Raw genomic sequence first — 23,802 nt, forward strand, 5'->3', positions numbered from 1 at the left:
AGTATTAAAATATTATTAAATTGAGCTTCCAACTACCTATGAAATTAAGATTCTCATTTATTTTCCTTTATTTCATTATTCATTCCGCAGATGCCTCCTTGGACTCTTTGGTATTAGCTGCGAGAATCTCAGAAACTCCTCAGGAACTGATTGACCATTACCTGATGCTTTCAGAGGAGTTTACAGATAAGGACTTCGATATTTCAAACACCTATTTACAGGCCGCCTATTACCTGTCTGATTCCTTAAAATATCCAGATGGAATTATTAATAGTTATATCGTAGCTGGCATCTATTTTACAAAATCAGGTCAATTCGATACTGCATTTGCCCTTTTAAAAAAATCATTAGTACAGGCTAAAAAACATCAAAACAAACTACTAAAAGGACGAGCTCATTTGTTCTTGGGGGATTTTTATTGGCTTTCCCAGGTAAAAAGTAGTCTCGCTCATTATTATCTGGCATGGGAATGCTTTCATTCGATAAATGACAGCCATTATGAGATTATCACAGATCTTAAACTGGGATATGTATACCAGAAAACAGGTGACTTTTATAACGCACTCGAAAGTTACAATCAGGCAAAGGAATTGAGTAAACTCAATAACGATGCCGAACAACATGCTTCAAGTTATCGACATCTTGGATTATTTTACCAATACAGAGGGGATTACCAGAGAGCACTCCACTATTTTAACCGGGCTATTGAAATAGGGGAACAAAACAATCTGAAAATAAGACTATCAGAATTTCATTATGAACTTGGTGATTTATACCGACTTATGGATAATTACGAAGCCGCTGAAAACTGTCTCAACACCTCAACCCAACTTTGTTCTGAAGAAGGATTAAGACCCTGGATTTATAATTTACTGCATTACGGATTGCTATACATGGACATGGGAAAATATGATTTGGCTCATGACTACTTAGATAATGTAATTGATGAATCAGAAAAGACGGGCAATGAATTTGCACTTGCAGAGGCAATAACCGCACTTGGAAGAGTAAGTTATAAATTAGGAAATTATAACGAGTCCAGAGAAATCCTTATCAGGGCCTTTAATTTATCAGATAGTTTGGAAGCCCAGAGGGAAAAAATGAATACACTACAATCTCTGGCTGAGTTGGAAGAGGAATCGGGCAACTACAATAAGTCCTTAGAATATTATAAAACCTTCGTAGCACTTCGCGATAGTCTTAATTATTTTAAGTCAAATGAAGATATAGCATTTCTTGAAGCGGAGTTTCAATTTAAATACCAGGAAGACTCCATCCAACACGTTGCGGAGCTTCAAAAGGCTTCTATAGAGGCAGAAATACAGCGACAATCTAAGAGACAGGCTATCTTCATCATTACTCTTGTATTGCTTTTTGTTCTGCTTGCTGTCGTTATCATATGGATTAAAACAAGACAAAGGGCTCATCAAAAGCTTATTGAATTATTGGCCGCCGTTCGAGATCAACACAAGAAAATAACCCAACAAAGAGATCAACTTCAGGATACTCTGGAAAAACTGGAAAGTACTCAGGAACAGCTCATGATATCAGAACGAAAAGCAGCGGTAAGTATTCTAGCCGCAGGCTTAGGTCATGAAATGAACAACCCCTTAAACATTATTTTGGGGGGAGTTTGGAGGCTTAAAGATTACCTCAAAAATGACGATGTCAAATTAACCGAAAAGGAACAACTCGATGTGTTGGGATCAATTGATGATGGCGTTATGAGAATCAATAAAATTGTGAAAAACCTGATCTACTTTGATTCAAATAGTCAAGATTTGATCCATGAAGTGGATATTCATGAAATCATTGATTCTGCCATTTCCAAAATGTCTGAATCTCTACACAAAAAAGACATCGAACTTGGAAAAATGTATTTCGCACCACCAGCAAAAGTGCTTTGTTCGTTTATTGCAGTCCAACGCATATTTGTCAATTTACTACAAAATGCAGTTGACGCTATTGAGCATACTGGAAAGATTGAGATTACAACTGAAGTTATAGATGCAGATGAAATCAGAATAATCATTAATGATAATGGAACTGGGATAGATTCGGAGGATATGGAAAAAATCGGGAAACCCTTTTTTACAACAAAATCACCAGGGCAAGGTTTTGGATTGGGGCTATATATCTCCAGAGATCTTGCAGCTGCTTATGGAGGTACCATCAATCTTTATCCAAATCATACAGGAGTTAAAGTTGTCGTGGTTTTCCCAATATCCCATAGAATAGCCACGTCTGATTTGATGGACAGAAATTTCAAAAACTCGTAATCAATCCCTCTCTCCTCTCCACATTTTATTGCAAATAATTATTTCTATATAATGAGTACTACTTTTACTGTAAGCAGAATTGCAACATATCAAACTATCATGAAAAAATTGACAGTTCTAATTATTCTGTTTGGCCTTATTGGCTGTAAACCCTCAGAACCCGAAGTATATCTTTTTTCCTTTTTTCAGGGAAATGGTGAAGATGGATTACACCTTGCTGCAAGTACCGATGGTCTTAATTGGAAAGCGCTGAATAACAATGAATCTTTTCTGGCTCCTACTGCCGGTAAAGACAAGCTTATGCGGGACCCATGTATAATCAAGGGCGGAGACGATAAGTTTCATATGGTATGGACAGTTAGCTGGAATGAACGAGGCATAGGTTACGCCAACTCAACTGATTTAATCAAATGGTCAGATCAAAAATATATCCCTGTGATGGACCACGAACCAACAGCAAGAAACTGCTGGGCACCAGAGATCTATTATGATGAGGAGAAAGATCAGTACCTCATATATTGGGCAACTACCATTCCCGGAAGGTTTCCCGCAACGGACACTTTGGGTGGTGGAGGCTACGATCACAGAATGTATTACACCACCACCAGGGACTTTAGGAGTTTTAGCGATACTAAAATCTTATATGATAAGGGCTTTAGTGTTATCGATGCTACCATCGTGAAGGATGGTAAAACCTATGTTATGTTCCTCAAAAATGAAACCCTGTTACCCAAACCAGAAAAAAACATCAGAATTTCTACAAGTACGGATTTGCTTGGTGACTACTCAGAACCTACAACGCCAATAACCACTGATTGGGTCGAGGGTCCTACGGTAACCAGGGTAGGTAATGATTGGGTTGTCTATTTTGACATGTACACCAAAAGTAAAATGGGGGGAATCTCTTCAAAGGACCTGAAAATATGGACCGATATTTCCGAGAATATTAGCTTCCCAAAAGGCACAAGGCATGGCACGGTCTTCAAGGTGAAGCAAAGTGTATTGGAGAATATCATTACCGCCAAAACTCCTAAAGACTAAAATGAACTTACGATGATACGGGACTTAGCACTCATGCTACCTGAGTGCTTTCAGTCTCTATCAGGTGGGTAATAGTTTCGAATCTACTTCCATCCGCCACCCAGGCTACGATACAATTCCACTTTAGCTGAGAATATTCGCATCTTGACATTTTCAAGATTCAATTCACTATCCAGGGCCTCTCTTTGTGCGGTGATTACCTCCAGATAATTAGCCAAACCACTTCTAAAAAGAAAGGAAGCATCCTTGACCGCATTCTGTGCTGCTACTACTCTTTCCTGAGCGATTGCATATTCTTCCTTCAACTTTTCAATAGAAACGAGCGCATTAGAGACCTCATTCATGGCCTGGATGAACTTATCCTTGAATTCCAGTTCCGCTATTTTCTTTTGGTTCAGGGCTATCTCATAATTTGTTTTGAGCCTCCGCTTTTGAAATAAAGGCTGGAAAATCACTCCATTCAATAAAAGTAGTCCTGAGCCGGCAGGGTTTAACAGTCTATCAAGTTCAAAGGAATTCAATCCAAGACTTGCTCCTAAATTGACAGAAGGGTATCTCATGGCGTTGGCTACCCCCACCCGCTCATACGCCTCGCGAAGGTTATATTCTGCTGCCGCCACATCCGGACGATTATTGATCAACTCTAACGGCATCCCTGCCACGTAGGACTCATCGAAGATTGGATCTTCCAGGCTTTGCAACAAAACAGCCCGTCCCTGCCGACCAATCAATCTATTTAACCTGTTTTCCTCCCTGATATATTCTCTTTCAAGCCTTGGAATCAAGGTTTGCGCTCTCAGTTTTTGCGATAGGGTTTGCTTTACCGCAAGAGAGGTCACCTCCCCTGCCTCAAACTGCAATTGGACAATGTTGAGGGTGTTGTCATTAAGCGTTAAGTTATCCTTATAAACTTCTATCTGTGACCGGAGTAAGGCAAGATTATAATAGGTAGAGGCGATATTTGCAATCAATGAAGTTTGGACCGCCTTTTGAAACTCCATCGTTTTCATGTAAGAAAGCTGACTTGCCCTTTTCTGTCCGCTCAATTTGCTCCATATATCAAGCTCCCAACTAAGATCCAAAGACACCTCATATTCTAACCGCTCTTTATAAAAGCTGGTAGGAACAGCATCCGGATCATAAATTCTTCTGGCTCGATTCGAATTATAATTTGCATAATTCTCTGAGTATTGATCCTGTCTAAACTTAAATGCATTCAGCCCGACCGATGGGTAGTAATTAGCCTTTGATTGCTTTAATCTTGATAAGCCAATTTCTACATAAGTGTCAGCAATTTGAAGATCAATGCTGTATTGCAAAGCCGTATCTACCAGGGAAACCAGAAGTGAATCACCAAAGAAATCTGCCCAGTGAATTCCAGCGAGGTTCGCACTATCTCCTGTCGACCCAATTTCAGTTCCATAATATTTCTCGGATTCGCCCAGGTCCGGCCGCTCATAAGGCTCGCTTAGCTTACAACTACCGATCGTGATGAGGGTTAATATCCAGATAAATTTGTTGTACTTCATGACATTAATCTTCATCACCAAAATCCATATTAAATCTCTGATGCAAACTAAGAAACAGGTAGGCTAGCACGGGAATAACTAAAACTCCTAGAATAACACCCGACATCATTCCTCCGGCAGTACCAATACTCACGGATTTGTTACCCTGAGCTGCTGCACCGTGAGCAAACATCAACGGGATTAGTCCTACCGTAAATGCCAAAGAAGTCATCACAATAGATCGCAGACGCAGAGCACTCGCATCCAGTACCGCTTCAATCACCGGCTGACCGGCTTTCCACTTCTGTGTAGCGAACTCAACAATTAGAATAGCATTCTTTGCCAATAGTCCAATCAACATGATGATACCCACTTGCACATAGGTGTTGTTGTCAATACCAGCCAGATCGATGGCAATGAATACTCCCAGTATACCTGTTGGGATGGAAAGTATTACCGCCCAGGGAAGCCAGAAACTTTCATACTGTGCAGCCAAAATCAAATAGACCAGTATGATACTCATGATGAATATGATTGCCGTATCACCACCAGAGTTTTTCTCTTCCAAACTCATACTTGTCCATTCATAGCTCAAACTAGCCGGAAGCTTGTTGGACGCCTCTATTTCAATAGCATTCATCACGTCTCCGGTACTGTAGCCTTTGGCCGGAGTGACATTAATCTTAGCCGCATTGTACAGGTTATACCTGTTGACTGTCTCTGGACCAAAATCCTGTTCCAACTTCACAATGGTATTAATAGAAACCATTTCTCCTGCGTCGTTTTTGACGAATATGTTATTGAAATCTGAAGGGTTTTCCCTGAACTGAATATCCGCCTGCATATAAACACCATATTGACGACTAAACCTGTTAAAGTCTCCCGCCTGGGTACGTCCAAAGTATGACTTTATGGTAAACATCAGGTCAGAAACACTTACCCCAAGACTTTTCGCCTTCTCATAATCAATATTGAGTTTAGTCTGCGGAAAGTTGGGATTGAATGAGGTAAACGCATTTTCTATTTGAGGCAACCTGTTCAGGTTAGCTATAAATTCATTTGCCAACTGACCAAACTCTCCTAAGTCCCCATCTGACCTGTCCTGAAGCATGAGTTGTACCCCATCAAAACTTCCAAATCCCTGAACTGTAGGTCTGGGGTAGATATTGATGCTCGCTCCATCAATTGCCAGCATCCTTTTGGATAGAAGCTTCATCACATCTTCCATCCGATGGACCTCACCTCGCTCCTTGGATTTCTTCAATTTAATATAGGCCAAACCAGAAGATGGACTGTTCGCATTCACCACCACATTAAAGCCCGAAACGGTATTGACCATTGCTACGGATGGCTCCATTTTGAGAAGTGAATCAGCCATTCTAAGTGCCACATTTGTTCTGTGCAAAGAAGACCCTTCAGGCATTCTCAGGGACATGATCAAGAAGTTATCATCTTCTGTAGGGATAAATCCACTTGGGGTATTCCTCATCAAAACTACGGTCAATATAAAGATGGCTATCAATCCCAGAATAGACACAAAACTGTTATGGATAGCCCACTTGATCAAAGAAACATATTTCACCACAAGCCTGTCAAAGAAGCTATCAAACTTCTCCAATCCCGTTTGCCACCCTATTTTTATTCTTTTAAGGAGTCCTAACTCTCCTATTCTATTAACATCGGTATTTTCAATGGAGCGGTTGATACGTGAATGAAATAAGAACGTAAACTCACCCAAAAACTCCAGCTTTCTTTCCGACGTTTTTCGTTCCTTAAAAAGTAACCGTGTTAAAACCGGACCGAGTGTAAGTGCATTCACCGCCGAGATGATTACAGCAAAAATGATTGTGTAAGCAAACTCTCGATAAAATATTCCAACCGGACCATGCAGAAAGGCAATGGGTAGAAATACCGCTGCGATAACCACAGTAATTGAAACAATCGCGCTCGTAATCTCACTCATAGCTGAGAAAACCGCCTGTTTTGCTGTCATGCCATGGCCACTCATTTTCTCATAAATCGCCTCCATTACTACAATGGCATTATCCACAACAATACCAATGGACAGTACCAGAGAGAACATACTCAAAACGTTCATAGAAACGCCTACAAGATTCAAGAAGAAGAATGTTCCTACCAGGGATATAGGAATAGAAATAGCAGTTATTATCGTTATTCTGAAATTCTGAAGGAAGATAAAAACGACTAAGAACACCAAAAAGAATGCTTCAAACAACGTATGAACCACCTGATTCATGGACTCATCAATCTGATCGCGCACACTGTAAGTAATCTCATAGTCAATGCCTTCCGGAAATACCCTGGATTGTTCTTCCAGAATCCTTCTGACCTGTTTGTCTATCTCTACGGCATTTGCTCCACTCAACTGAACCACGTCAATGGTCACGGCCGGTCTACCATCTAGCCTATTTTCACTTGTATAATTGGAAGCACCAAATTCAACCCGGGCCACATCTCGCAAATGAAGCAGAGATCCCGTTTCGTCCGTCTTAATTACGAGGTTTCCGTACTCTTCCACCTCATTGAAACGCCCTTCATGTTTAATAACAATTTCAAAAAGCTCATCAGAGTTCTCCCCGAACTTACCGGGGGCAGCCTCAAAGTTTTGATCTTTTATCTGATTATAGATATCCCTCGGAGAAAGTCCATATTGGGCCAGCTTGTTGGGGTCGAGCCAGATACGCATGGCATAGTCGCGGGCACGAAGGATACTCGCCTCAGCCAATCCCTCAATACGCTTTAGCTCTCTTCTGATATTGATCCTGGTATAGGCGTTAAGGAAGGTTTCATCATACATCCCCGATTCACTGAAGATGTTGATGGTCATGATACTACCCTTCATCCGCTTCATTACCTGGATTCCCGCTGCAACAACTTCAGCTGGTATCCGCTCCGTAACACTTGAGATCCGGTTTTGAATCTCGACGGCCGCTTTATCAGGGTCAGTCCCCGGCTTAAAATAAACCGTCACCCTACCACGCCCTGAGTTTGTGGCCGTGGAGTTAGCGTACGTCATGTTTGCCGTACCATTAATGGATTCCTCGATAGGCAATAGCACTGACTTGGCTACAGTTTCTGCATTACCTCCAGGATAGTATACCTGCACACTCACACTTGGTGGCGCAATTTCCGGAAATCGTTCTACCGGAAGTGTGGAAATACTGGTCACACCTGCCAGAACCAGCAAGATGGAGATGACTAAAGTCAGGACCGGTTTTGAAATAATCTTCTCTAACATAATTTATCTCAGATATGCAATGAGAGGTAAAAACTATTGTGAAACCTGCCCTGGGGCCTGTGATGAAGTACCGTTGATTAAAGAACCACTTTTGATCGGATTGATCCTGACACCATCAGTCAGCTTATTCAATCCCGAAGTCACGATTCTGTCATCCTCTGATAAGCTGTTATTACTGATGATATAATCCTTACCTGTTCTGCCCTCAATTTGAATTTCCCTCCTTTTGGTCAAGTTGTTGTCATCCAACACAAACACGAACTTTTTATCCTGAATGGAAATGGCTGCACTCTGAGGTATCAGGATGGCATTAGGATAAATCTGTTCCATCAAAATCTTGCCGGTATTACCGGATCTCAACAGCGTGTCAGGATTGTTAAACACTGCTCTCAGGGTAATGGAGCCTGTGTTTCTATTAATCTGTCCGGAGTTGGCGTCAATCCTACCCGTATGATCATATATGTATCCATCCGCAAGAATAAGCTTTACATCAGGGCTAATTCTTTTTGAAGTTGAATCATTTTTCATCCGCTCATAATAGAGATAATCAGATTCACTCATAGAAAAGTAAACATAAATCTTGCTGACATTGGACAGTACCGTCATGGGTTCAGAATCGGTCTTCTTTATCACATTACCTACTGACTTTGGGATTCTGCCAATAAACCCGCTTACAGGTGCATGAATGGTCGTAAAGCTTAATTTGATCTGCATGTTGGCTTCAATAGCCTGAGCTTTCGCCAGAGAAGCCTGTGCAATCTCATAGTCAGCCTCGGCCGTCCGCATCTGCACATCGGAGATCACGTCATTATCGATTAATGGCTGTAACCGATCCAGCTCTGTTTTCGCTTTCTTTAGCTTAGCACGTTCCAAGGCAACATTGGCCTGAGAATTTTTTAGGTCCTCAATGTAAGGTTGAGCATTAATTTTGAATAGGGCTTGCCCTTTTTTTACAAAGTCCCCCTCGTCCACGTATATCTCTTCCAAAATACCATCAACCTGGGGACGTATTTCCACATCCTCTATGCCCTCAATAGAACCAAGGTATTGAAATGTATTGGCGGCTGATTGCCCTTTCAGGGTTTTAACAGGTAAAGGCAATCCTGTATCCTCTTCATTTTTAGAGCTACAACCAATAATTATGAGGAAAAGAAAGCATAGCAGAAATTTAACCTTGCTTTCCAAGGCTATTCGCTGGTGATTATTCATCGATTTATCAAAAATTTTACAAAATGCGTTGTCTGTACATCCGAGCGGTAAAATTGATGCCAGCTTTAAGCCGAAAAGATAATAAATCCATCCGGTGTTATACCTTTTATTAAGAAAATCTCAATCAAAAGGATTGACAAACCCCTGAATCATTTAATCCCTTTCTTTACTCCTGGCCTTTTAAACATCATATCAATCACTAATATCATAATTGAAACCGCAGAATACAACAATCAATAAGCAGCACATAAATCTACGCCAAAAAGCTAATGAGTGGGAAATATTACCAAGCATCAACGACTCGAGCAACCAGCCCGACAATCATACCCAATTTCCCAATGCCGATTATTTTCTGTACCTTTGTACTTTAACTGAAGGATTAATTCTCTTTATTGATCTCCCGATCTGATAACTGGTTCTTAAGCCTCTCTTAGAACTAAAACGTTTCAAAAAACAAACATTAACATTTGTCGGATTGCTGCAGTATTCTGCAGTCTAATCTTCTCTTATTGGTATTCACCAAGGCAAATCCCTAGCAAGGTCCTTAAGTGATCCGGTAGGCGGGTTCAATCACGACCCCCTTTATTATGAAAAATTTAAAATTCTCTTCCGAACAAGGTCTTGCCTTTGCACAGGACCTGAGACAAGGTATTAATCAATACTTTAAGTCTGGTGAGAGCAGGTATGCCAACCATTCGATGGTGGTAAAATCTATCCTCATTCTTACCATTTACAGCTTACCACTGATCCTTTTGAGCACAGGATTGGTTGCTGGAATCGCTCCGCTTTTTATCCTTTATATCATCAGTGGACTTGGTATGGCAGGTATCGGCATGAACATCATGCACGATGCACTTCACGGATCCTATGCTAAAAATAAATTTCTTAACAACTTGATGGGCCATTCGATCAATCTAATCGGTGCGAGTGCATCCATCTGGAAGATCCAGCACAATGTGCTTCATCATACCTATACCAATGTAGCAGATGCGGATGATGACCTGAACAGTTCCATTTTACTCCGTTTTTCACCGGATAAGAAGCTTTACTGGATCCACCGGTTTCAGTTTATCTATGCATGGTTCTTCTATGGCCTTATGACCCTGATTTGGGTAACAGCACGGGATTTTATCAGAATTAGACAATACAAAAAACTCGGATTCTTTAAGAAAAAATCAGAGTTCAACTCAGAGGTGCTAAAGGCTTTGGCATGGAAAATCACCTATTTCACCTATGCCCTGGCTCTTCCCATCATTATGGTTCCACAAGCCTGGTGGATAGTGGTGTTAGCCTTTTTATGTATGCATTATGTTACAGGAAGCATATTGAGTATCGTATTTCAAACTGCACATGTCATGCCAACATCAGATTTTCCAAAACCCGATGAAAATGGGGTGATTGGAAATCACTGGTCTGTGCATCAATTGCATACTACCTCTAACTATGCACCCAAAAGCACGCTTTTCTCCTGGTACATTGGCGGGTTAAATTATCAAATCGAGCACCATTTAATGCCCAACATTTGCCACGTACATTATAAGGGACTTTCAAAAGTGGTGAAAGCACTTGCCAAAAAACACGGCTTGCCATACAATTCCCACAAAACATTTTTACAAGCAGTATGGGATCACCTGAGAATGCTGAAAATGCTTGGCCAACAACAGGTACATGGATAAGGAGCTTTGCTCATAGTACACTACCCTTACGGGTATTTTAAATAGAATAAATCAGAATGAAATTCATAAAAAAACAAAAATCGTCTTCTTCTAACTTTAGAAGAAAAAAGGGAAATAATCGAAGGGCCCCTTCAACCTTAAACCCTGAACTTTTGGTTCGTAAGGCTACGGCACATAAAGAAGAAGCAAGGACTCCAGCCTGGAATTATGAGGCTACCGAGCTCCATCCTCTTCTAAAGCGTAACCTTTCCAAACGTGGGTACACACACCCCACTCCAATTCAGGAGCAATGCCTGCAACCGGCAACGCAGGGTCGGGACATTTTGGGTATAGCAGGAACGGGAACAGGCAAAACTGCTGCGTTCCTCATTCCTATCGTTCAACAGCTATTAGAAAATCCAAAAACCACCAGAGCGCTGATCATTATTCCAACACGTGAGCTTGCACTCCAGGTGACAGAGGAATTTGATATGGTTGCGGCACAATTGAATTTTCGTGCTTCATGCTTCATCGGAGGTAGAAGTATTTCTTCGGACCTGGCCAGATTGAAGCAGCCTAACCATGTAGTGATTGCTACTCCGGGGAGATTGCTGGATCTTAACAATCAACGTGCACTTTCCCTTGGACAATTTAACACTCTGGTACTTGATGAATTTGACAGGATGCTGGATATGGGCTTTTTACAGGATGTAAAGAAAATCTTGAAGGGACTTACCAGCAGGAAACAAACAATGTTTTTTTCCGCTACCATGGATAAAAAACAACGTGCATTAATCAATGATATCCTTACAAACCCTGTAGAAATAATGATTGAGCAACGGATTGCTGCCTCAGACCGGGTTGATCAGGAACTGATAAAAGTACAACCGGGAAGAAATAAATTCGACATGCTCCTACAACTGATTCAAAACAATGACTTTAGTAGGGTGATGATCTTTGCCGAGACCAAAAGGGTTGTCAATCAGGTGAGCAAAAAGCTGGGACAAAGTGGTGTCAGATCAGATGTCATTCATGGCAACAAGTCACAGAGCTATAGGCAAAATGCCTTAAAAATGTTTAGTTCAGGAAAAGTCCAGGTACTCGTTGCTACGGACGTTGCAGCTCGAGGCTTGGATGTTTCGGATGTATCGCATGTGATCAATTATCAGATGCCTCAAACGATGGACAGCTACATTCACCGAATTGGCAGAACCGGGCGAGCAGGCAAACATGGCCGTGCTTTCACCTTCGTCGACTAGGCGGAATAATCAAATGAAATTTTAATAAATCAATACAATACATAATGAAAGAAGGAACTGTAAAGTTTTTCAATGAAACCAAAGGATTTGGTTTCATTACTCCGGACGATGGTGGAAAAGATGTTTTTGTTCACCAAAGCAATCTGGTCGATAGCATTAGAGAAAATGACAAAGTAAAATTTGAAACCCAAACAGGTGAAAGGGGCATCAATGCTATCAATGTAGAAAGAATCTAACATTTAGCAAGTCTTAAAAAAGACTGCCTGATAAGAGGTGGTCTTTTTCATTTTATTCAACAACCATAAACGCACCTATATGCCAAAATCACAGAACGCATTTAACAAGAAACAAAAAGAGAAAAAACGTCAGCAGAAGAAGCAGGACAAGCAGCAACGTAAAGAAGAGCGTCAGGCAAATGCGCAAAGTGGAACGTTGGAAAACATGATGGCCTATGTTGATGAACAGGGGAACATACTCGACAGTCCTCCCGAAAAGGATGACAAAAAGGAAAAGATAGATGCGTCTGAGATTGAAGTCAGTGTACCAAAATCACCACACCAACCAGACCTGGAACATCGTGGCAGGGTGAGCTTTTTTGACACTTCCAAGGGCTATGGTTTTATCAACCAGGATGGTACACAACAACGTTATTTTATACACGCCAACAATTTAAAAATGGCCGTTCAGGAAGGCGATAAAGTGTCATTTAAGACGCAAAAAGGTTTAAAGGGAATGGAGGCTATTGAAGTGAAAATACTTAAGTAACCCGGAACCATAAATGAATCCAGGATTACCAATCTGGTATTCTGATCGTTTCTCACATAGGAATCAAATCCATCTCATAAAAATTTAAAAGGCCCGAAATCGGGCCTTTATTGTTTATTTGATCTGGCACAAAAATCAGATCACATGATATCTCAAGCTATGGTATTCGGGTTCACTAATCATCACATTATTTACAAAAGGACAAGAGGCTTTCACCTTTAACGCATTGATTTTAGCGAAATCGAGAGCATGTTCAACCAGAGCTGTTCCTACCTGCCTGTGCCGGTATTCTTTAGGAACATGGGTCGACTTGTAATCCAGGTAAAGATCCCCATGTCGTTCATAATCCAGAATAGCCTGACCATGATTTAGGTTGACATAAAACATATGATTCGACGGGTCGTGTTTTACATTTAGGTTGTTCATCATCTCATCATTTTATTTCTACATAAACCAAATGACTATGTCATCATACATAGACAACGACTTAAAAACCCTAACGTTTTCAAAAAATGAAAAAAGTCGAAAAGCCCGGTTCTGACCTAGAAAAAAGCGGTCAACTGCATGGTCCCGGTATGAATGGGCCGCAAGCCGGGAGACTTCCGTCCGTTATATTGAAAAGTTAGCTGAAGCCCCCCTCCTAATGATTGTTGCCAATTCAGGTTCCATTTTTTATTTTGACCCGGTTGTAAGCCTTCCAATAGTTCATACGCTAGATAAGTGTTCTCTTCCCCATCAAAACCAATAGATAACCATTGAAGCTGAATATTAAAATTTCCCTTACCTGATCTTATCCATGTGGATTCTAATAGATAATCCTGAATATCTGAATGCTGTTGGTTCTCACTCCCCTTTTCTGCCTTTGACCTAAGTGCCACTTTTGCAGAAAAGCGGGCGTTATTGGTTGGCTGCCATATGAGCTCAGGAGCCCATATTTCCCGATGTAATTGAAAGTTTCGTGAAGCCAGGTAATCGGATTGATTGGTGGTTTCTCCAACTCCCGACTGAAAACGTACTGTAAATACCTGATTAATGCTATATCTAAAATTTCCTATCCAATCTTCCCTTGATCGCAACTCGAAACCATTGGTCAGCAAGGTCTTATGATCCTGTTGGGTATGACTTATATCCATTGCCAATCCGGACCCATTGCGGTTATAAAATAGGGTGTATCGTTGCTGTGCCTGAGCTGAAAGCACTTCTTGCAGCCGGATCTTAAAATTAATTGGATTCAAACGGCTACCCAATCGGTCTTCCACAGATTTATAGTTCAATCTTACATTGGTACTCAGGGTAACTCTGGATAAGATTTTAGCTAGTTCATTACCGGACTCCCATCTCTTCGGTAAACGAGCATCGATACTATGTTGAAAAGTGGATTGAAAAGCGTTGATGTACTCATCTGTTGGCAGAAAGATCTTGGCATAGTTCTTCTCATCATAATTGATTGCCTCATAAAACTCATTGAGGTCCTGCTCGCCATCATCATTCTCATCACGCCAGGTATGTGTACCCTGACCAGTTGGGACAAGAATAAATACAAATTCACGTCTCAGCTCTCGGGTATTTGCTGTTGAATATGAAAATTGCTGCTGCACTAGTTTCTTGAAGAAACTTCCTTGCCAATCCAATCTGCCCAGAATATTCTTATCTCTTGAGTTGGCAAAATGATCCGTCACCTTACGGTAATTCCCCGTGATACCGACACGCTGTGATTGAAAGAAATGTGCATAAAAGCCAACAACAAACTGATCGGCGGATGTATAGCGCCTCATCCTGCCCTCCAATGGTTGCTGATCATATCTTTTAATATAATCTAACCGAAATGAGGTCTTTGAGGAATCCCCTGAGCGTAGGTAAAAGTCGTGCAAATAATAATGCATCAGAGTGTTTGTCAGGCTATCCCCCACGGAGGTCCTCTGCTGATCTATTTCATATCGATAACCCGGCTGAATGCCCCATGATATCAACCTGATATCCTGTTTGGCTCTCATCCACTTAGATTGAAAATGGTCAGTGTCATTATTCAGGTAATAGAACGAAGACTGAGATAATAACGGGCCCAATTCTTTTGAAACCTCCAGATCATGCTGATGCCCATTGACAATGCCATTTCGATCTCTATAGCTGTAGTGATAATTCAGCTGATTTAACGTATTTCGGGTTAACCCAATATTTGCTTTCAGGATATGATCAGATCGGTCCAGGCTGTCCTGAAAAATGTCATAACCCCAGTTTCGGTCGTATTCGATAGGCCTAAAACGATCGATCCATTTAAAATTACTGGATAGGCTTTCAAAAGACACACCAGCATCAAATCCGTAGTCGCCTAATTTTCTCCCCGAGGACTGGAAACTACCTCTCCAGGCTATCCCCTGATTATCTCCATCATCTATTAGTGAATATAGGTTTTCATCCCTATCAGAAATGGCCAGTTCCTGAGTAAATTTTTCAAATTCAGAGACCTTAGTCGCATTTCCAACCACCAACATCCGCTTGCTATTGGGAAGGGGTGTAGTCCTAACCGGTGCATAATTCCCTTGAGACACTCCTGACACTGGAGCTACCCATCGATATACTCGCCCATTTGCTGTTCCTGAAACCAGTTGATAGTCTCCATTACCCAATTCCACCTCACTAAAGCTCACTCGAAACAAAGCAATATCAGGATCGGTGGTATATTCAAAATAGGTGTAGGTGATTCCTCCAATCAGTGTATCGCGCTCGAAATAAAGCACCGCATCTTCAATGTACCCTGTTTCATCCGCACCGCTGATTATGCCTAAACCATCATTATCCCCTAATTGAGATAAGGTATTAATATCATTTGGGGAAGGGGTGTAGCCTAAGGTTGTGTTCGGGTTATCCTTCTCCTGATAGAAATTAAAGAAAAACTTCGTGCGGCCATTATAAATTTCCTGAGTAGCAGTGAAATTGGATCGGCCATAATATTGCTCTGCATATTCAAAATCTACTCGAATCCGAGTATACCTTGTAATCAAAATACTATTACTAAAAGTGATCTCTCCCAGATTATAATCAATGACATAGTCCCTGTCGAAACCACGCTCCAGCAGCTTTCCGTCTACAAACACACGTTCTGAGTCGGCCATAACAATGATATACCGCTCACCATTAGGCCCGGTTAACCGATATGGACCCTGAATCCCCTCAAGTGGGGTAAGCTGAGCAGAATAAAATTGTCCCTTGGCCGCAGATCCACTCATACTGGTTTTGCCCTTCCATCGTGAGCCCACGTCATACTGGTAGGACGCACTAAGCCCCTGAACGTTCTTATAATACTGCAAAAAATATCCTTCATCAACGGGGTTCGTGAGTACAACGTCCCCTGCATTGAGTGCCAATTGATCATTATAAAGTTTGATATACACATTGTCAAAATCACGAATTTGCTGGGTGTTTCCTTCAGGCTGAAATGGGACATTCTGATCTGTTATAGACGCAGAGACAAAAAGGTTCTCTGAAAGCTGACCATCCAATTGGAGATTCAAGGCTGAGTTTACAAAGACATTTTGGCGATTTCCGAATGTCACACCTCGGCTGATCGCTCCATAGCTATCCATATTGTTGAACTGAAAAATCTCCTCCTTTGGAATCACAGAAACCGTGGAAGCACTGGGCATTTGAGAAACCCTACCCTGATCATAAGTATCAATACTTCTATTGATAAATGGCTGATAGAGTTCAGTAGATACTGTACGAAAGCAAATAGTTATAGAATCTGATTTAATAGATCCACTTAAGGTCACCCTGTTACTAGATGGATCGAAATCATAGGAGGCGTTTTCTATCGTTATAGATCCGGGTTCTACCGGTATGGTATCCAATAAAATAGTGCTGGTTGCCGGATAACTCCTGCATTGAAGACCCTGACCATTTAGGTCAAAGCAGGTCAGTACCAATAAGCCAGTGGAAATGAGTAATTTATACCACGACAGGCATAGAAATGAAGAACGTGGTCCCCTCTCCGATCTTTGACTCGAACCATATATTTCCTCCGGCATTCTCTATTCCTTTTTTAGCTACTGCCAACCCTATTCCACTACCTGTAGCTTTAGTACTAAAATAAGGAGTAAATATCTTATCCCTACTTTCTTCACTAATACCTTCTCCATTATCTTTGACAGCTATCAAAACCTTCCTCGGCTTTACCTCCAGATCTATATGAACTTCAACTGGATTTTTTGATGTAGCCTGAATAGCATTCAAAAGTATATTATTGAATATCCCGTTAAAAATCTTCTTATCGGCATCAACGATCACTTCCTGATCCACGCCTGACAGGTCAATGAGGACATCATCGGAGCAATGGACGTCAGCCACCTCTTGAATTAAGGCAGCAATGTCAAATTGTTCATTTTTAGGAGCTGGCATCTTTGCAAACGCAGAAAAAGAATCCGCAATGGAACTCAAAGCATCAATCTGGCCAATCAACGAGCTAAGCACTTTATAATCCTGTGAATCAGCACCCTTATGCCTCATCATTTGCTGGATTTTCAAACGCATGGGTGTAAGTGGGTTTTTGATTTCATGTGCCACTTGTCGCGCTATCTCTTTCCAGGCTGACTCCTTTTGGCTCTCAGCCAATGCAGCCTTACTTTCTTCCAGTTTGGAGATCATTTGATTGTACTCATTGATCAAAATTCCTACCTCATCCGCAGAGTGATATTCAATGGGTTGATTCGTCTCCTGAAGATTCGTGGTTTTAAGTCCTTCTGTTATCAACTTCAATGGCTTAACCAATCTGTCTATGATCAGATTGCCAATGATCAGTGAGAACAAGAATATAATCGTGAAGATCGAAATGAGATTATTAAAAACTTCTACCTGCTGTCGTTGCAAATGACTCTTGGAGTCAAAATATGGCATGGATAATATACCTAACAACTCCCCGTTTCGGTAGGATTTAAGCCCCAAAAATGATACCCGAAACTCTAGCTCCCCGATTGATTGCTTATAAATTTTGTTTTCTGCGTTTCCGTACTTAATGGCGTTGAAAGGCCTGGGAGCAATTTGTCTACTCAACAACCCTAACTCAAATATGTCGGCCTCACTCGAGACGAGCAATTGCCCCTGAGAGGAGTATATATTTACATCCGATTGAATAAGCGACGCCACTCTTGAAACCTCATTTCCAAGATCATCTCTATTGATCTCATTGTTATAAAACCGGTCTAGAAGGTCAACCAGCGACTCCGAAATGTTGTAGGCCTTCTTATTAGAATTCTTATCAATTTCCTCCTTATAGGACTGGTTCAAACTATTGAGAAGGGCAACACTCACGATGAGCATCGGTACTACAAAAGACAGCCCTAGATACAGCTGAATTTTGGTAGCCAGATTAAATATTCGTTCGTGATCAAAGGCCTTGAACACCCAAAACAGTAGGGCCATGCAAAACAATATCACTAAATAGAGAAAGGAAAAGTTAGCCACAATAGCAAGGACATGATAATCCGGTGAGGCAATGACATAGACCCTTCCATCAGAGGTTTTTAATCCATAAAATTGAATCCCCTGCTTTTCAATTCCCTTATCAAATAACTGCTCGTTGGTCAGATCAGGATAGCCAAGGATATTCTGAAATTCTATTCGACTTCTCTTATAGAGCAGTTTTCCTTCCTTAAAAACAGCATAATCGTAACGATCATTCTCACTGAGATAATATTGCCCTGCCACCACAAGCTGTGGAAATACGCTGGTAGGGATATATTTCTTCAATGTAAGGGTCAGGACTACATACCCCACCTCCCGACCCAGCGAGGATACGGGGATAAAGGTGTAATATCGATCTTGAACATTATCCTTTTTGCCCTCTACAAAGTAAATATTCGGGTAATCCGTCTTAAAAGGTTCTTTGGCAAACTCCGCCCACAAAGCCTCATATGAAGAGCTAAGGTTATCCATTGCTTTTCCCTCGCTATCAAAGAGAAAAACCTCGATATCATACTTATCAAAGTATGTCGAAAGGTGCTGTCGCCTGATTTTCTCACGAATGTTTTTTCGAACGAGCAGGCGATTGCTTAATCGCGATTTGATGTACTGGTCATTTTGAATATTGAGTACACGTTGACTGAGATAATACTCAGCCAGAAAATCATTCTTAATTAGCAAGCGATTGGCAAACCTCCGCTTCGCTACCAATTCATCCTTTTCGTAATGTTTATAAACCGTGAATGAACAAATTGATGCACAAAGTACAATCAATAGGGAGCTATATAGAAAGGAACTATAATCAAGGTTGAAATGATCAAAAGACAGTCTGGTGAGTACTAGAATCCACCACACTAACCCCGCCAGGGCAATAGAAAAGGTTACCCTCTCAGACAATAAAGACCAGCCAACGACGAGCATGATAACATGAATAACGAACAGTAACCACCTATTCGCTTTCACACTGTTGATCCAATAAATACCAATTTGGAAAACATGAAAAACGATCACTGACCAAACGACTAAAACAAGATAGGCCACCACCCTTTGGTCTGAAAACTGGAGACGTTCACTTACGTCAAGCGAGATCAATGAGTTTTCCAAAATATTCCAGCTCACCTTACAAACCAGAAACCCGCAATATTGAATCACAAGCAGCATCAATATTCCAGCAATGAGGCTGTTAAATCTTACAATTAGGTTGATGAGTTGCCTGTAAAGCAGCCGTAGAACAATAACGATCAACAGCGAATTAAGCAATAAATCACCCAGGGAATGAGCCAGCGAGGAAGTATAATTGATCGGGTCAAATAGTGAAATATCCAACCAGTATCTGGTAAGTATCAAAATAAGAAAACGGGCCAGGACAATGGCGACCAGCCCAAGAATCAGGCGGACTTTTTCTCCGAGATTATCTGTCCAGTCACTCCATTTTTGATAGAACAAAAACAGCCCCGATATGAGTATAAGCAACAGCAATATGGCATCAACCCTTCCTGAGGACACCTCTCCCAAACTGTATGCAACCGTGAAGTCAGTAGATTTAATGTAACTGTCTCCTTCTCCAACGTTCACCTCATACCCCATGAAAATATCAGAATTGATCGTTCCACGCAGGTACTGATTTTTGATCAGCGGTTCCCGATTGACCGGCAGCAGAGAATATATCTCGATAAGCGTATTTTTACTCGGAACCACATGGCGCCTGGCTACATATGTCCCGTTATCGAAACTCAGCTTATACAGCTCATCCTTAGATCTCAGTTGTGGATATGAGGGGGTTAATTCATTATCAGACCAGTAAACCAGCGTACCATTCACAAAAACACGCTTCAGGAAACGAGCATTCGAGTTGATATCAAACGGGTTGGAGTAGATGGTGAACTGATCAACGAAGTCCAGTAAATCAGCCTTCTGATCCATGATTTGCTCTTCAAAGTTTTCCTGTATCTGGCCTTCAATACGCTGCTTATCATTCAGAGATACTCTCCAGATAAATCCGGCAGCAATAAGGAAAATAAGAGTAAGAGATAGGGATCGGGTCATTAAGCCATGAGAATAATGCCCAATATAATTATTTAGATTGTTTTGCGGGATCGTAGTGAACTCCACTAAAAATATTCAGGAATAAAACCCTTGAATAACGAAGAGTTAGCGGATATAGTAAAGCAGAAACAAGTCCTACAGTTATAATGTAAGTTTCCAATTCAGGATCACCTACAAAAAAGTAAAGACAAAAAACAGTCACCAAGAAAATTCCCACGGACAAAGCATAGCTTACAAACATTGCCCCGTAAAAAAAACCGGGCTCTCTTTCATAGCGAAGGTTACAAACCGGGCATTCCTGGTTCATTACTGTAAACTTCTTCAAATCATACGCTCCATGAGGAAAGATTTTACCCTCACGACATCGGGGGCATTTACACTCAAGAAGTGCGGGAATAAGTCCTTTTTGGCTCATTGACCTTTGCATTTTTGTACCAGAAGTAAGCCACCACGGCTATCGCCACATATGGTGTAAAAAATAGATAAAGAATTCCTGTGTTTAAACCAGCAGCTAATGAAGTATCGCCCTGACTAACGTTATTCACTACCTGGGTTCGACACATTGCGCACTGAGCCTCAGCCCAAAATGTACCCAATAAACAATAGGTAATTACGCAAATCCTCAACCATAAATTCATGCCTCAAAGATAATAAGGGGATATCAGAAGGTATACAATTACTCCGGTCACAGAAACATAAAGCCATACAGGAAATGTGAACTTCACAATTTTCTTGTGTCTGGTAATCTGATCAGTCAGCGCAAAGTAAAATGCAAGCAAAACGAAAGGAACGACTACGAAAGAAAGACCAATATGGGAAAGTAATGTAAACACGTAAATCGTTCGCAGGGCACCCACTTTCAACAGCTCATCGGCGCTAAGAATTCCATCCTTATTGGAGTCCCCGAAGATGACAGAAGTCGAATTCGAATGGTAAACCACATAGGAAACAAGAAAAAGTGTTCCCAATACCAGACAGGAAAGCATCAGTTTTTTATGAAGACTTACCTTCCGTTTTCTGATGGCTATTAATGCCAATATCAATAGCACAGAGGTAGTGCTATTCAGCAAAGCATTCAGCTTCGGCAAGGCTTTAATCCAATCCCCACTTAGTCCCAGGTCAAGTGGGCTGTATAATAATATCGCCACAACTAGTGGGATAGCTATAGAAATAGCAATAATGATCCTTAAATAAACTTTATTCTCTTTCACTCTTCTCAATATTAGTTAAGTAGATATCCACTTCAGTAAGTATACGATCCGTCTCTTCTCTGCTTGCCTTATAGAAGCCTCGGTAATAACCCTCTTCATCAACCAAAACGGCGGCATTGTCTTTCAGACAACTCTCCTCCATTATGAGTTTCATTTCAGAATCAGAAACTGACTCAAATCTTCTTTTGATACGTGTTAGTTCATTCCGCTTTGTCTCCCATAATTCTGCATTGAGTTGCAAGTAAGCCCCGTCAACAATGCGACAGGAGTCAGCTACCATTTCAAACTTCGGGATATCAAATTTGTTCTCTCCGAAGATTTGCAATATCAGATACCAGCTAATTGGTAGTACAAATACGACGATAAAAAAGCCAGCTACGATTAGTTTCTTCATGGCATAAAAAAAGAGGCCTAACAGCCTCTTCAAATTTTATTAAGTTCTCTACATCAATAAAGCAAACTGAAAATAGCAGAACCCTGGTAGCTCAAAATAAACAGGAGGAATACTATGAACATGGTAGGCAATAAAATCGCCCAGATCAAAGACTTCTTCTCATGTGAAAGGTGCATAAATTGTCCAACAATGTAGAAAGCTTTTACTATCGTCAAGATGACGAAAATAAACGTCTTTATTGCACCTGATTCCATGGTGAAGGCAATGACGAATTCAACCGCAGTTACGGCCAAAAGAATCAACATAACCTTCCATATACCCCAGATCTTGGCCTTATCAGCCGGCTGCACTTCTATTTGTGGTGTATTATCGTGATGTTCCATAATTTCTTAAATCTCGGGTTAGATTAAACAAGGTAGAAGAAGGTAAATACGAATACCCATACAAGGTCTACAAAGTGCCAGTACAAACCAACCTTTTCAACCATCTCATAGTGGCCTCTTTTCTCTAATTTACCTACCGTAGTCTGATAGAATATGATAAAGTTCAATACCACACCACTGAATACGTGGAATCCGTGAAATCCTGTAATAAAGAAAAACAGGGCAGCGAAGTTTGGAGGACCATACTCGTTTATTGAAAGATTAGCTCCCACTCCTCCGTTACCATGAATGAAGTGTGACCACTCCCATGCCTGACAACCAAGGAAAGTCAAACCACCTAAAATGGTCCAAAGCATCCACTTCTCCACAGCAGTCTTATCCATTCTATGTCCGGCTTCCACCGCCAATACCATCGTCACACTACTCAAGATGAGGATAAAAGTCATGATCCCTACAAAAACCAATGGAAGCGACACACCATGCAAGAAAGGAACCGCCTCAAACACTTTTTCAGGGACAGGCCAGTATGCCTGAGAAAAAACGAAATCCTCGATAGCTCCTTCATAAGCCGGGTAGCTAAACCTGGTCATACCATAAGCAATCAATAATGCTGAAAAGGTAAAGGCATCAGAGAGTAGGAAGAACCACATCATTAGTTTTCCATAGCTGGCCTTCATCGGTTCAGTACCGCCAGCCCAAGCACTCATTTTACCTCCATCCACTAGAACTGTAGTGTTTGACATAGTGAAAAAGTCTAATTATTAAGAATCAAAAATAAATATAAATACAGCCAAAGTCCACCCAAAAAATGCCAATAAGTTACGCACATTTCAATCTGCGCAAGGCTTTTAGAATGAACCTTATATCGAAATGAATTGACAAGCACAACCAGCAAAAAGATAAGCCCTCCTACCAAGTGTACCACGTGCAATCCGGTAAACACATATATAAATGAACCAGCAGGGTTTCCCACAAAAAACACCTCCTGTTCTACCAACTGTCCCCAGGAGAAAAACTGACCAACCGAGAAGGCAACAGCCAGGACAGCTGTTAGGGTCAACCCCAATCTGATGTTGAACAGATTATTCCTTTTAGCAGCCAGATAAGCAAAATGAATACTGATACTGCTTAGCACAATCATTACTGAAGTCACGTTAAACAATGACGGAAAATCTATCAACGCCCAGTTGCCTTCAGATTTCTTCACGATATACGCACTTGTCAGCGAAGCGAAGATCATGGTAACGGATATGATAAATAACCACATCGCAAACTTCTTAGGGTGCATTGATTTCACCCTCACTTTTCCTAAATGTATGTCAGCTGATGATCTCGTCAT

The 23,802-nt window shown here is 41.1% G+C and carries 19 protein-coding genes; 6 read left to right on the forward strand and 13 right to left on the reverse strand.

The features are described from left to right. Positions 1-38 precede the first annotated feature (38 nt). Positions 39-2,279, forward strand: coding sequence for a tetratricopeptide repeat-containing sensor histidine kinase (locus NXR94_RS12980; protein WP_258105082.1), 2,241 nt, complete (start codon positions 39-41; stop codon positions 2,277-2,279). Positions 2,280-2,378: 99 nt separating this feature from the next. Continuing rightward, positions 2,379-3,320 (forward strand): glycoside hydrolase family 43 protein, encoded by a 942-nt coding sequence (locus tag NXR94_RS12985; protein WP_258105083.1) that lies wholly within the window; start codon positions 2,379-2,381, stop codon positions 3,318-3,320. Positions 3,321-3,403: 83 nt separating this feature from the next. Here the strand turns inward: NXR94_RS12985 and NXR94_RS12990 are convergent, their stop codons facing one another. From NXR94_RS12990 to NXR94_RS13000, 3 genes are read right to left on the reverse strand one after another with little or no spacing between them, the layout of a single operon-like run. Then, positions 3,404-4,849, reverse strand: coding sequence for an efflux transporter outer membrane subunit (locus NXR94_RS12990; protein WP_258105084.1), 1,446 nt, complete (start codon positions 4,847-4,849; stop codon positions 3,404-3,406). Between the two features lie 4 nt (positions 4,850-4,853). After that, the gene (locus NXR94_RS12995; protein WP_258105085.1) at positions 4,854-8,087 is read right to left on the reverse strand and encodes an efflux RND transporter permease subunit; all 3,234 of its coding nucleotides are present in this window, start codon (positions 8,085-8,087) and stop codon (positions 4,854-4,856) included. Positions 8,088-8,120: 33 nt separating this feature from the next. Continuing rightward, a complete protein-coding gene (locus NXR94_RS13000) occupies positions 8,121-9,296 on the reverse strand; it encodes an efflux RND transporter periplasmic adaptor subunit (protein ID WP_258105086.1) in 1,176 nt (391 codons plus the stop codon). A 587-nt stretch (positions 9,297-9,883) separates the two neighbouring features. Here NXR94_RS13000 and NXR94_RS13005 point away from each other — a divergent pair. The 4 genes from NXR94_RS13005 (at position 9,884) to NXR94_RS13020 (ending at position 12,975) form a co-directional block, all read left to right on the forward strand. Continuing rightward, positions 9,884-10,972 (forward strand): acyl-CoA desaturase, encoded by a 1,089-nt coding sequence (locus tag NXR94_RS13005; RefSeq protein ID WP_258105087.1) that lies wholly within the window; start codon positions 9,884-9,886, stop codon positions 10,970-10,972. Positions 10,973-11,028: 56 nt separating this feature from the next. Next, positions 11,029-12,210 (forward strand): DEAD/DEAH box helicase, encoded by a 1,182-nt coding sequence (locus NXR94_RS13010; protein WP_258105088.1) that lies wholly within the window; start codon positions 11,029-11,031, stop codon positions 12,208-12,210. Between the two features lie 44 nt (positions 12,211-12,254). Then, positions 12,255-12,446 carry a cold-shock protein gene (locus NXR94_RS13015; protein ID WP_258105089.1) on the forward strand — a complete coding sequence of 64 codons (192 nt, stop codon included), beginning with the start codon at positions 12,255-12,257 and terminating at the stop codon, positions 12,444-12,446. A gap of 79 nt (positions 12,447-12,525) precedes the next feature. After that, a complete protein-coding gene (locus NXR94_RS13020) occupies positions 12,526-12,975 on the forward strand; it encodes a cold-shock protein (protein ID WP_258105090.1) in 450 nt (149 codons plus the stop codon). Positions 12,976-13,110: 135 nt separating this feature from the next. Here the strand turns inward: NXR94_RS13020 and NXR94_RS13025 are convergent, their stop codons facing one another. The 10 genes from NXR94_RS13025 to NXR94_RS13065 form a co-directional block, all read right to left on the reverse strand. Next, complete coding sequence (locus NXR94_RS13025) at positions 13,111-13,404, reverse strand: GNAT family N-acetyltransferase (RefSeq protein WP_258105091.1); 294 nt, start codon at positions 13,402-13,404, stop codon at positions 13,111-13,113. Between the two features lie 113 nt (positions 13,405-13,517). Continuing rightward, positions 13,518-17,000, reverse strand: coding sequence for a hypothetical protein (locus tag NXR94_RS13030; RefSeq protein ID WP_258105092.1), 3,483 nt, complete (start codon positions 16,998-17,000; stop codon positions 13,518-13,520). Beyond that, complete coding sequence (locus NXR94_RS13035) at positions 16,921-20,475, reverse strand: sensor histidine kinase (protein WP_258105093.1); 3,555 nt, start codon at positions 20,473-20,475, stop codon at positions 16,921-16,923. The genes NXR94_RS13030 and NXR94_RS13035 overlap by 80 nt, the downstream gene beginning before the upstream one ends. Before the next feature lie 28 nt (positions 20,476-20,503). Continuing rightward, complete coding sequence (locus NXR94_RS17195; protein WP_374988007.1) at positions 20,504-20,902, reverse strand: DUF983 domain-containing protein; 399 nt, start codon at positions 20,900-20,902, stop codon at positions 20,504-20,506. Continuing rightward, positions 20,856-21,113, reverse strand: coding sequence for a hypothetical protein (locus NXR94_RS13040; RefSeq protein ID WP_258105094.1), 258 nt, complete (start codon positions 21,111-21,113; stop codon positions 20,856-20,858). Before NXR94_RS13040 ends, NXR94_RS17195 begins: the two co-directional genes overlap by 47 nt. A gap of 3 nt (positions 21,114-21,116) precedes the next feature. Further along, positions 21,117-21,686 (reverse strand): DUF420 domain-containing protein, encoded by a 570-nt coding sequence (locus NXR94_RS13045; RefSeq protein WP_258105095.1) that lies wholly within the window; start codon positions 21,684-21,686, stop codon positions 21,117-21,119. Further along, positions 21,673-22,080: a hypothetical protein gene (locus tag NXR94_RS13050; protein ID WP_258105096.1), complete on the reverse strand. Its 408-nt coding sequence runs from the start codon at positions 22,078-22,080 to the stop codon at positions 21,673-21,675. The genes NXR94_RS13045 and NXR94_RS13050 overlap by 14 nt, the downstream gene beginning before the upstream one ends. A gap of 53 nt (positions 22,081-22,133) precedes the next feature. Further along, the gene (locus tag NXR94_RS13055; RefSeq protein ID WP_258105097.1) at positions 22,134-22,463 is read right to left on the reverse strand and encodes a cytochrome C oxidase subunit IV family protein; all 330 of its coding nucleotides are present in this window, start codon (positions 22,461-22,463) and stop codon (positions 22,134-22,136) included. A gap of 23 nt (positions 22,464-22,486) precedes the next feature. After that, complete coding sequence (locus NXR94_RS13060; protein WP_258105098.1) at positions 22,487-23,206, reverse strand: cytochrome c oxidase subunit 3; 720 nt, start codon at positions 23,204-23,206, stop codon at positions 22,487-22,489. 11 nt (positions 23,207-23,217) lie between these two features. Beyond that, the gene (locus NXR94_RS13065) at positions 23,218-23,802 is read right to left on the reverse strand and encodes a cytochrome c oxidase subunit 3 (protein ID WP_258105099.1); all 585 of its coding nucleotides are present in this window, start codon (positions 23,800-23,802) and stop codon (positions 23,218-23,220) included.

The organism is Marinoscillum sp. MHG1-6 (assembly GCF_024714475.1).
Taxonomy (GTDB): domain Bacteria; phylum Bacteroidota; class Bacteroidia; order Cytophagales; family Cyclobacteriaceae; genus JAMZMI01.

Bases quoted from the DNA above. Each gene is read 5' to 3' on its own strand.
- NXR94_RS13035 (WP_258105093.1), bottom strand. From the start codon at position 20,475: ATGACCCGATCCCTATCTCTTACTCTTATTTTCCTTATTGCTGCCGGA.
- NXR94_RS13025 (WP_258105091.1), bottom strand. From the start codon at position 13,404: ATGATGAACAACCTAAATGTAAAACACGACCCGTCGAATCATATGTTT.
- NXR94_RS13055 (WP_258105097.1), bottom strand. From the start codon at position 22,463: ATGGAACATCACGATAATACACCACAAATAGAAGTGCAGCCGGCTGAT.
- NXR94_RS13040 (WP_258105094.1), bottom strand. From the start codon at position 21,113: ATGAATTTATGGTTGAGGATTTGCGTAATTACCTATTGTTTATTGGGT.
- NXR94_RS12995 (WP_258105085.1), bottom strand. From the start codon at position 8,087: ATGTTAGAGAAGATTATTTCAAAACCGGTCCTGACTTTAGTCATCTCC.
- NXR94_RS13015 (WP_258105089.1), top strand. From the start codon at position 12,255: ATGAAAGAAGGAACTGTAAAGTTTTTCAATGAAACCAAAGGATTTGGT.
- NXR94_RS13010 (WP_258105088.1), top strand. From the start codon at position 11,029: ATGAAATTCATAAAAAAACAAAAATCGTCTTCTTCTAACTTTAGAAGA.
- NXR94_RS12985 (WP_258105083.1), top strand. From the start codon at position 2,379: ATGAAAAAATTGACAGTTCTAATTATTCTGTTTGGCCTTATTGGCTGT.
- NXR94_RS13020 (WP_258105090.1), top strand. From the start codon at position 12,526: ATGCCAAAATCACAGAACGCATTTAACAAGAAACAAAAAGAGAAAAAA.
- NXR94_RS13005 (WP_258105087.1), top strand. From the start codon at position 9,884: ATGAAAAATTTAAAATTCTCTTCCGAACAAGGTCTTGCCTTTGCACAG.
- NXR94_RS13060 (WP_258105098.1), bottom strand. From the start codon at position 23,206: ATGTCAAACACTACAGTTCTAGTGGATGGAGGTAAAATGAGTGCTTGG.
- NXR94_RS13065 (WP_258105099.1), bottom strand. From the start codon at position 23,802: ATGACGAGATCATCAGCTGACATACATTTAGGAAAAGTGAGGGTGAAA.
- NXR94_RS17195 (WP_374988007.1), bottom strand. From the start codon at position 20,902: ATGCAAAGGTCAATGAGCCAAAAAGGACTTATTCCCGCACTTCTTGAG.
- NXR94_RS13050 (WP_258105096.1), bottom strand. From the start codon at position 22,080: ATGAAGAAACTAATCGTAGCTGGCTTTTTTATCGTCGTATTTGTACTA.
- NXR94_RS13000 (WP_258105086.1), bottom strand. From the start codon at position 9,296: ATGAATAATCACCAGCGAATAGCCTTGGAAAGCAAGGTTAAATTTCTG.
- NXR94_RS13030 (WP_258105092.1), bottom strand. From the start codon at position 17,000: ATGCCGGAGGAAATATATGGTTCGAGTCAAAGATCGGAGAGGGGACCA.
- NXR94_RS12980 (WP_258105082.1), top strand. From the start codon at position 39: ATGAAATTAAGATTCTCATTTATTTTCCTTTATTTCATTATTCATTCC.
- NXR94_RS12990 (WP_258105084.1), bottom strand. From the start codon at position 4,849: ATGAAGTACAACAAATTTATCTGGATATTAACCCTCATCACGATCGGT.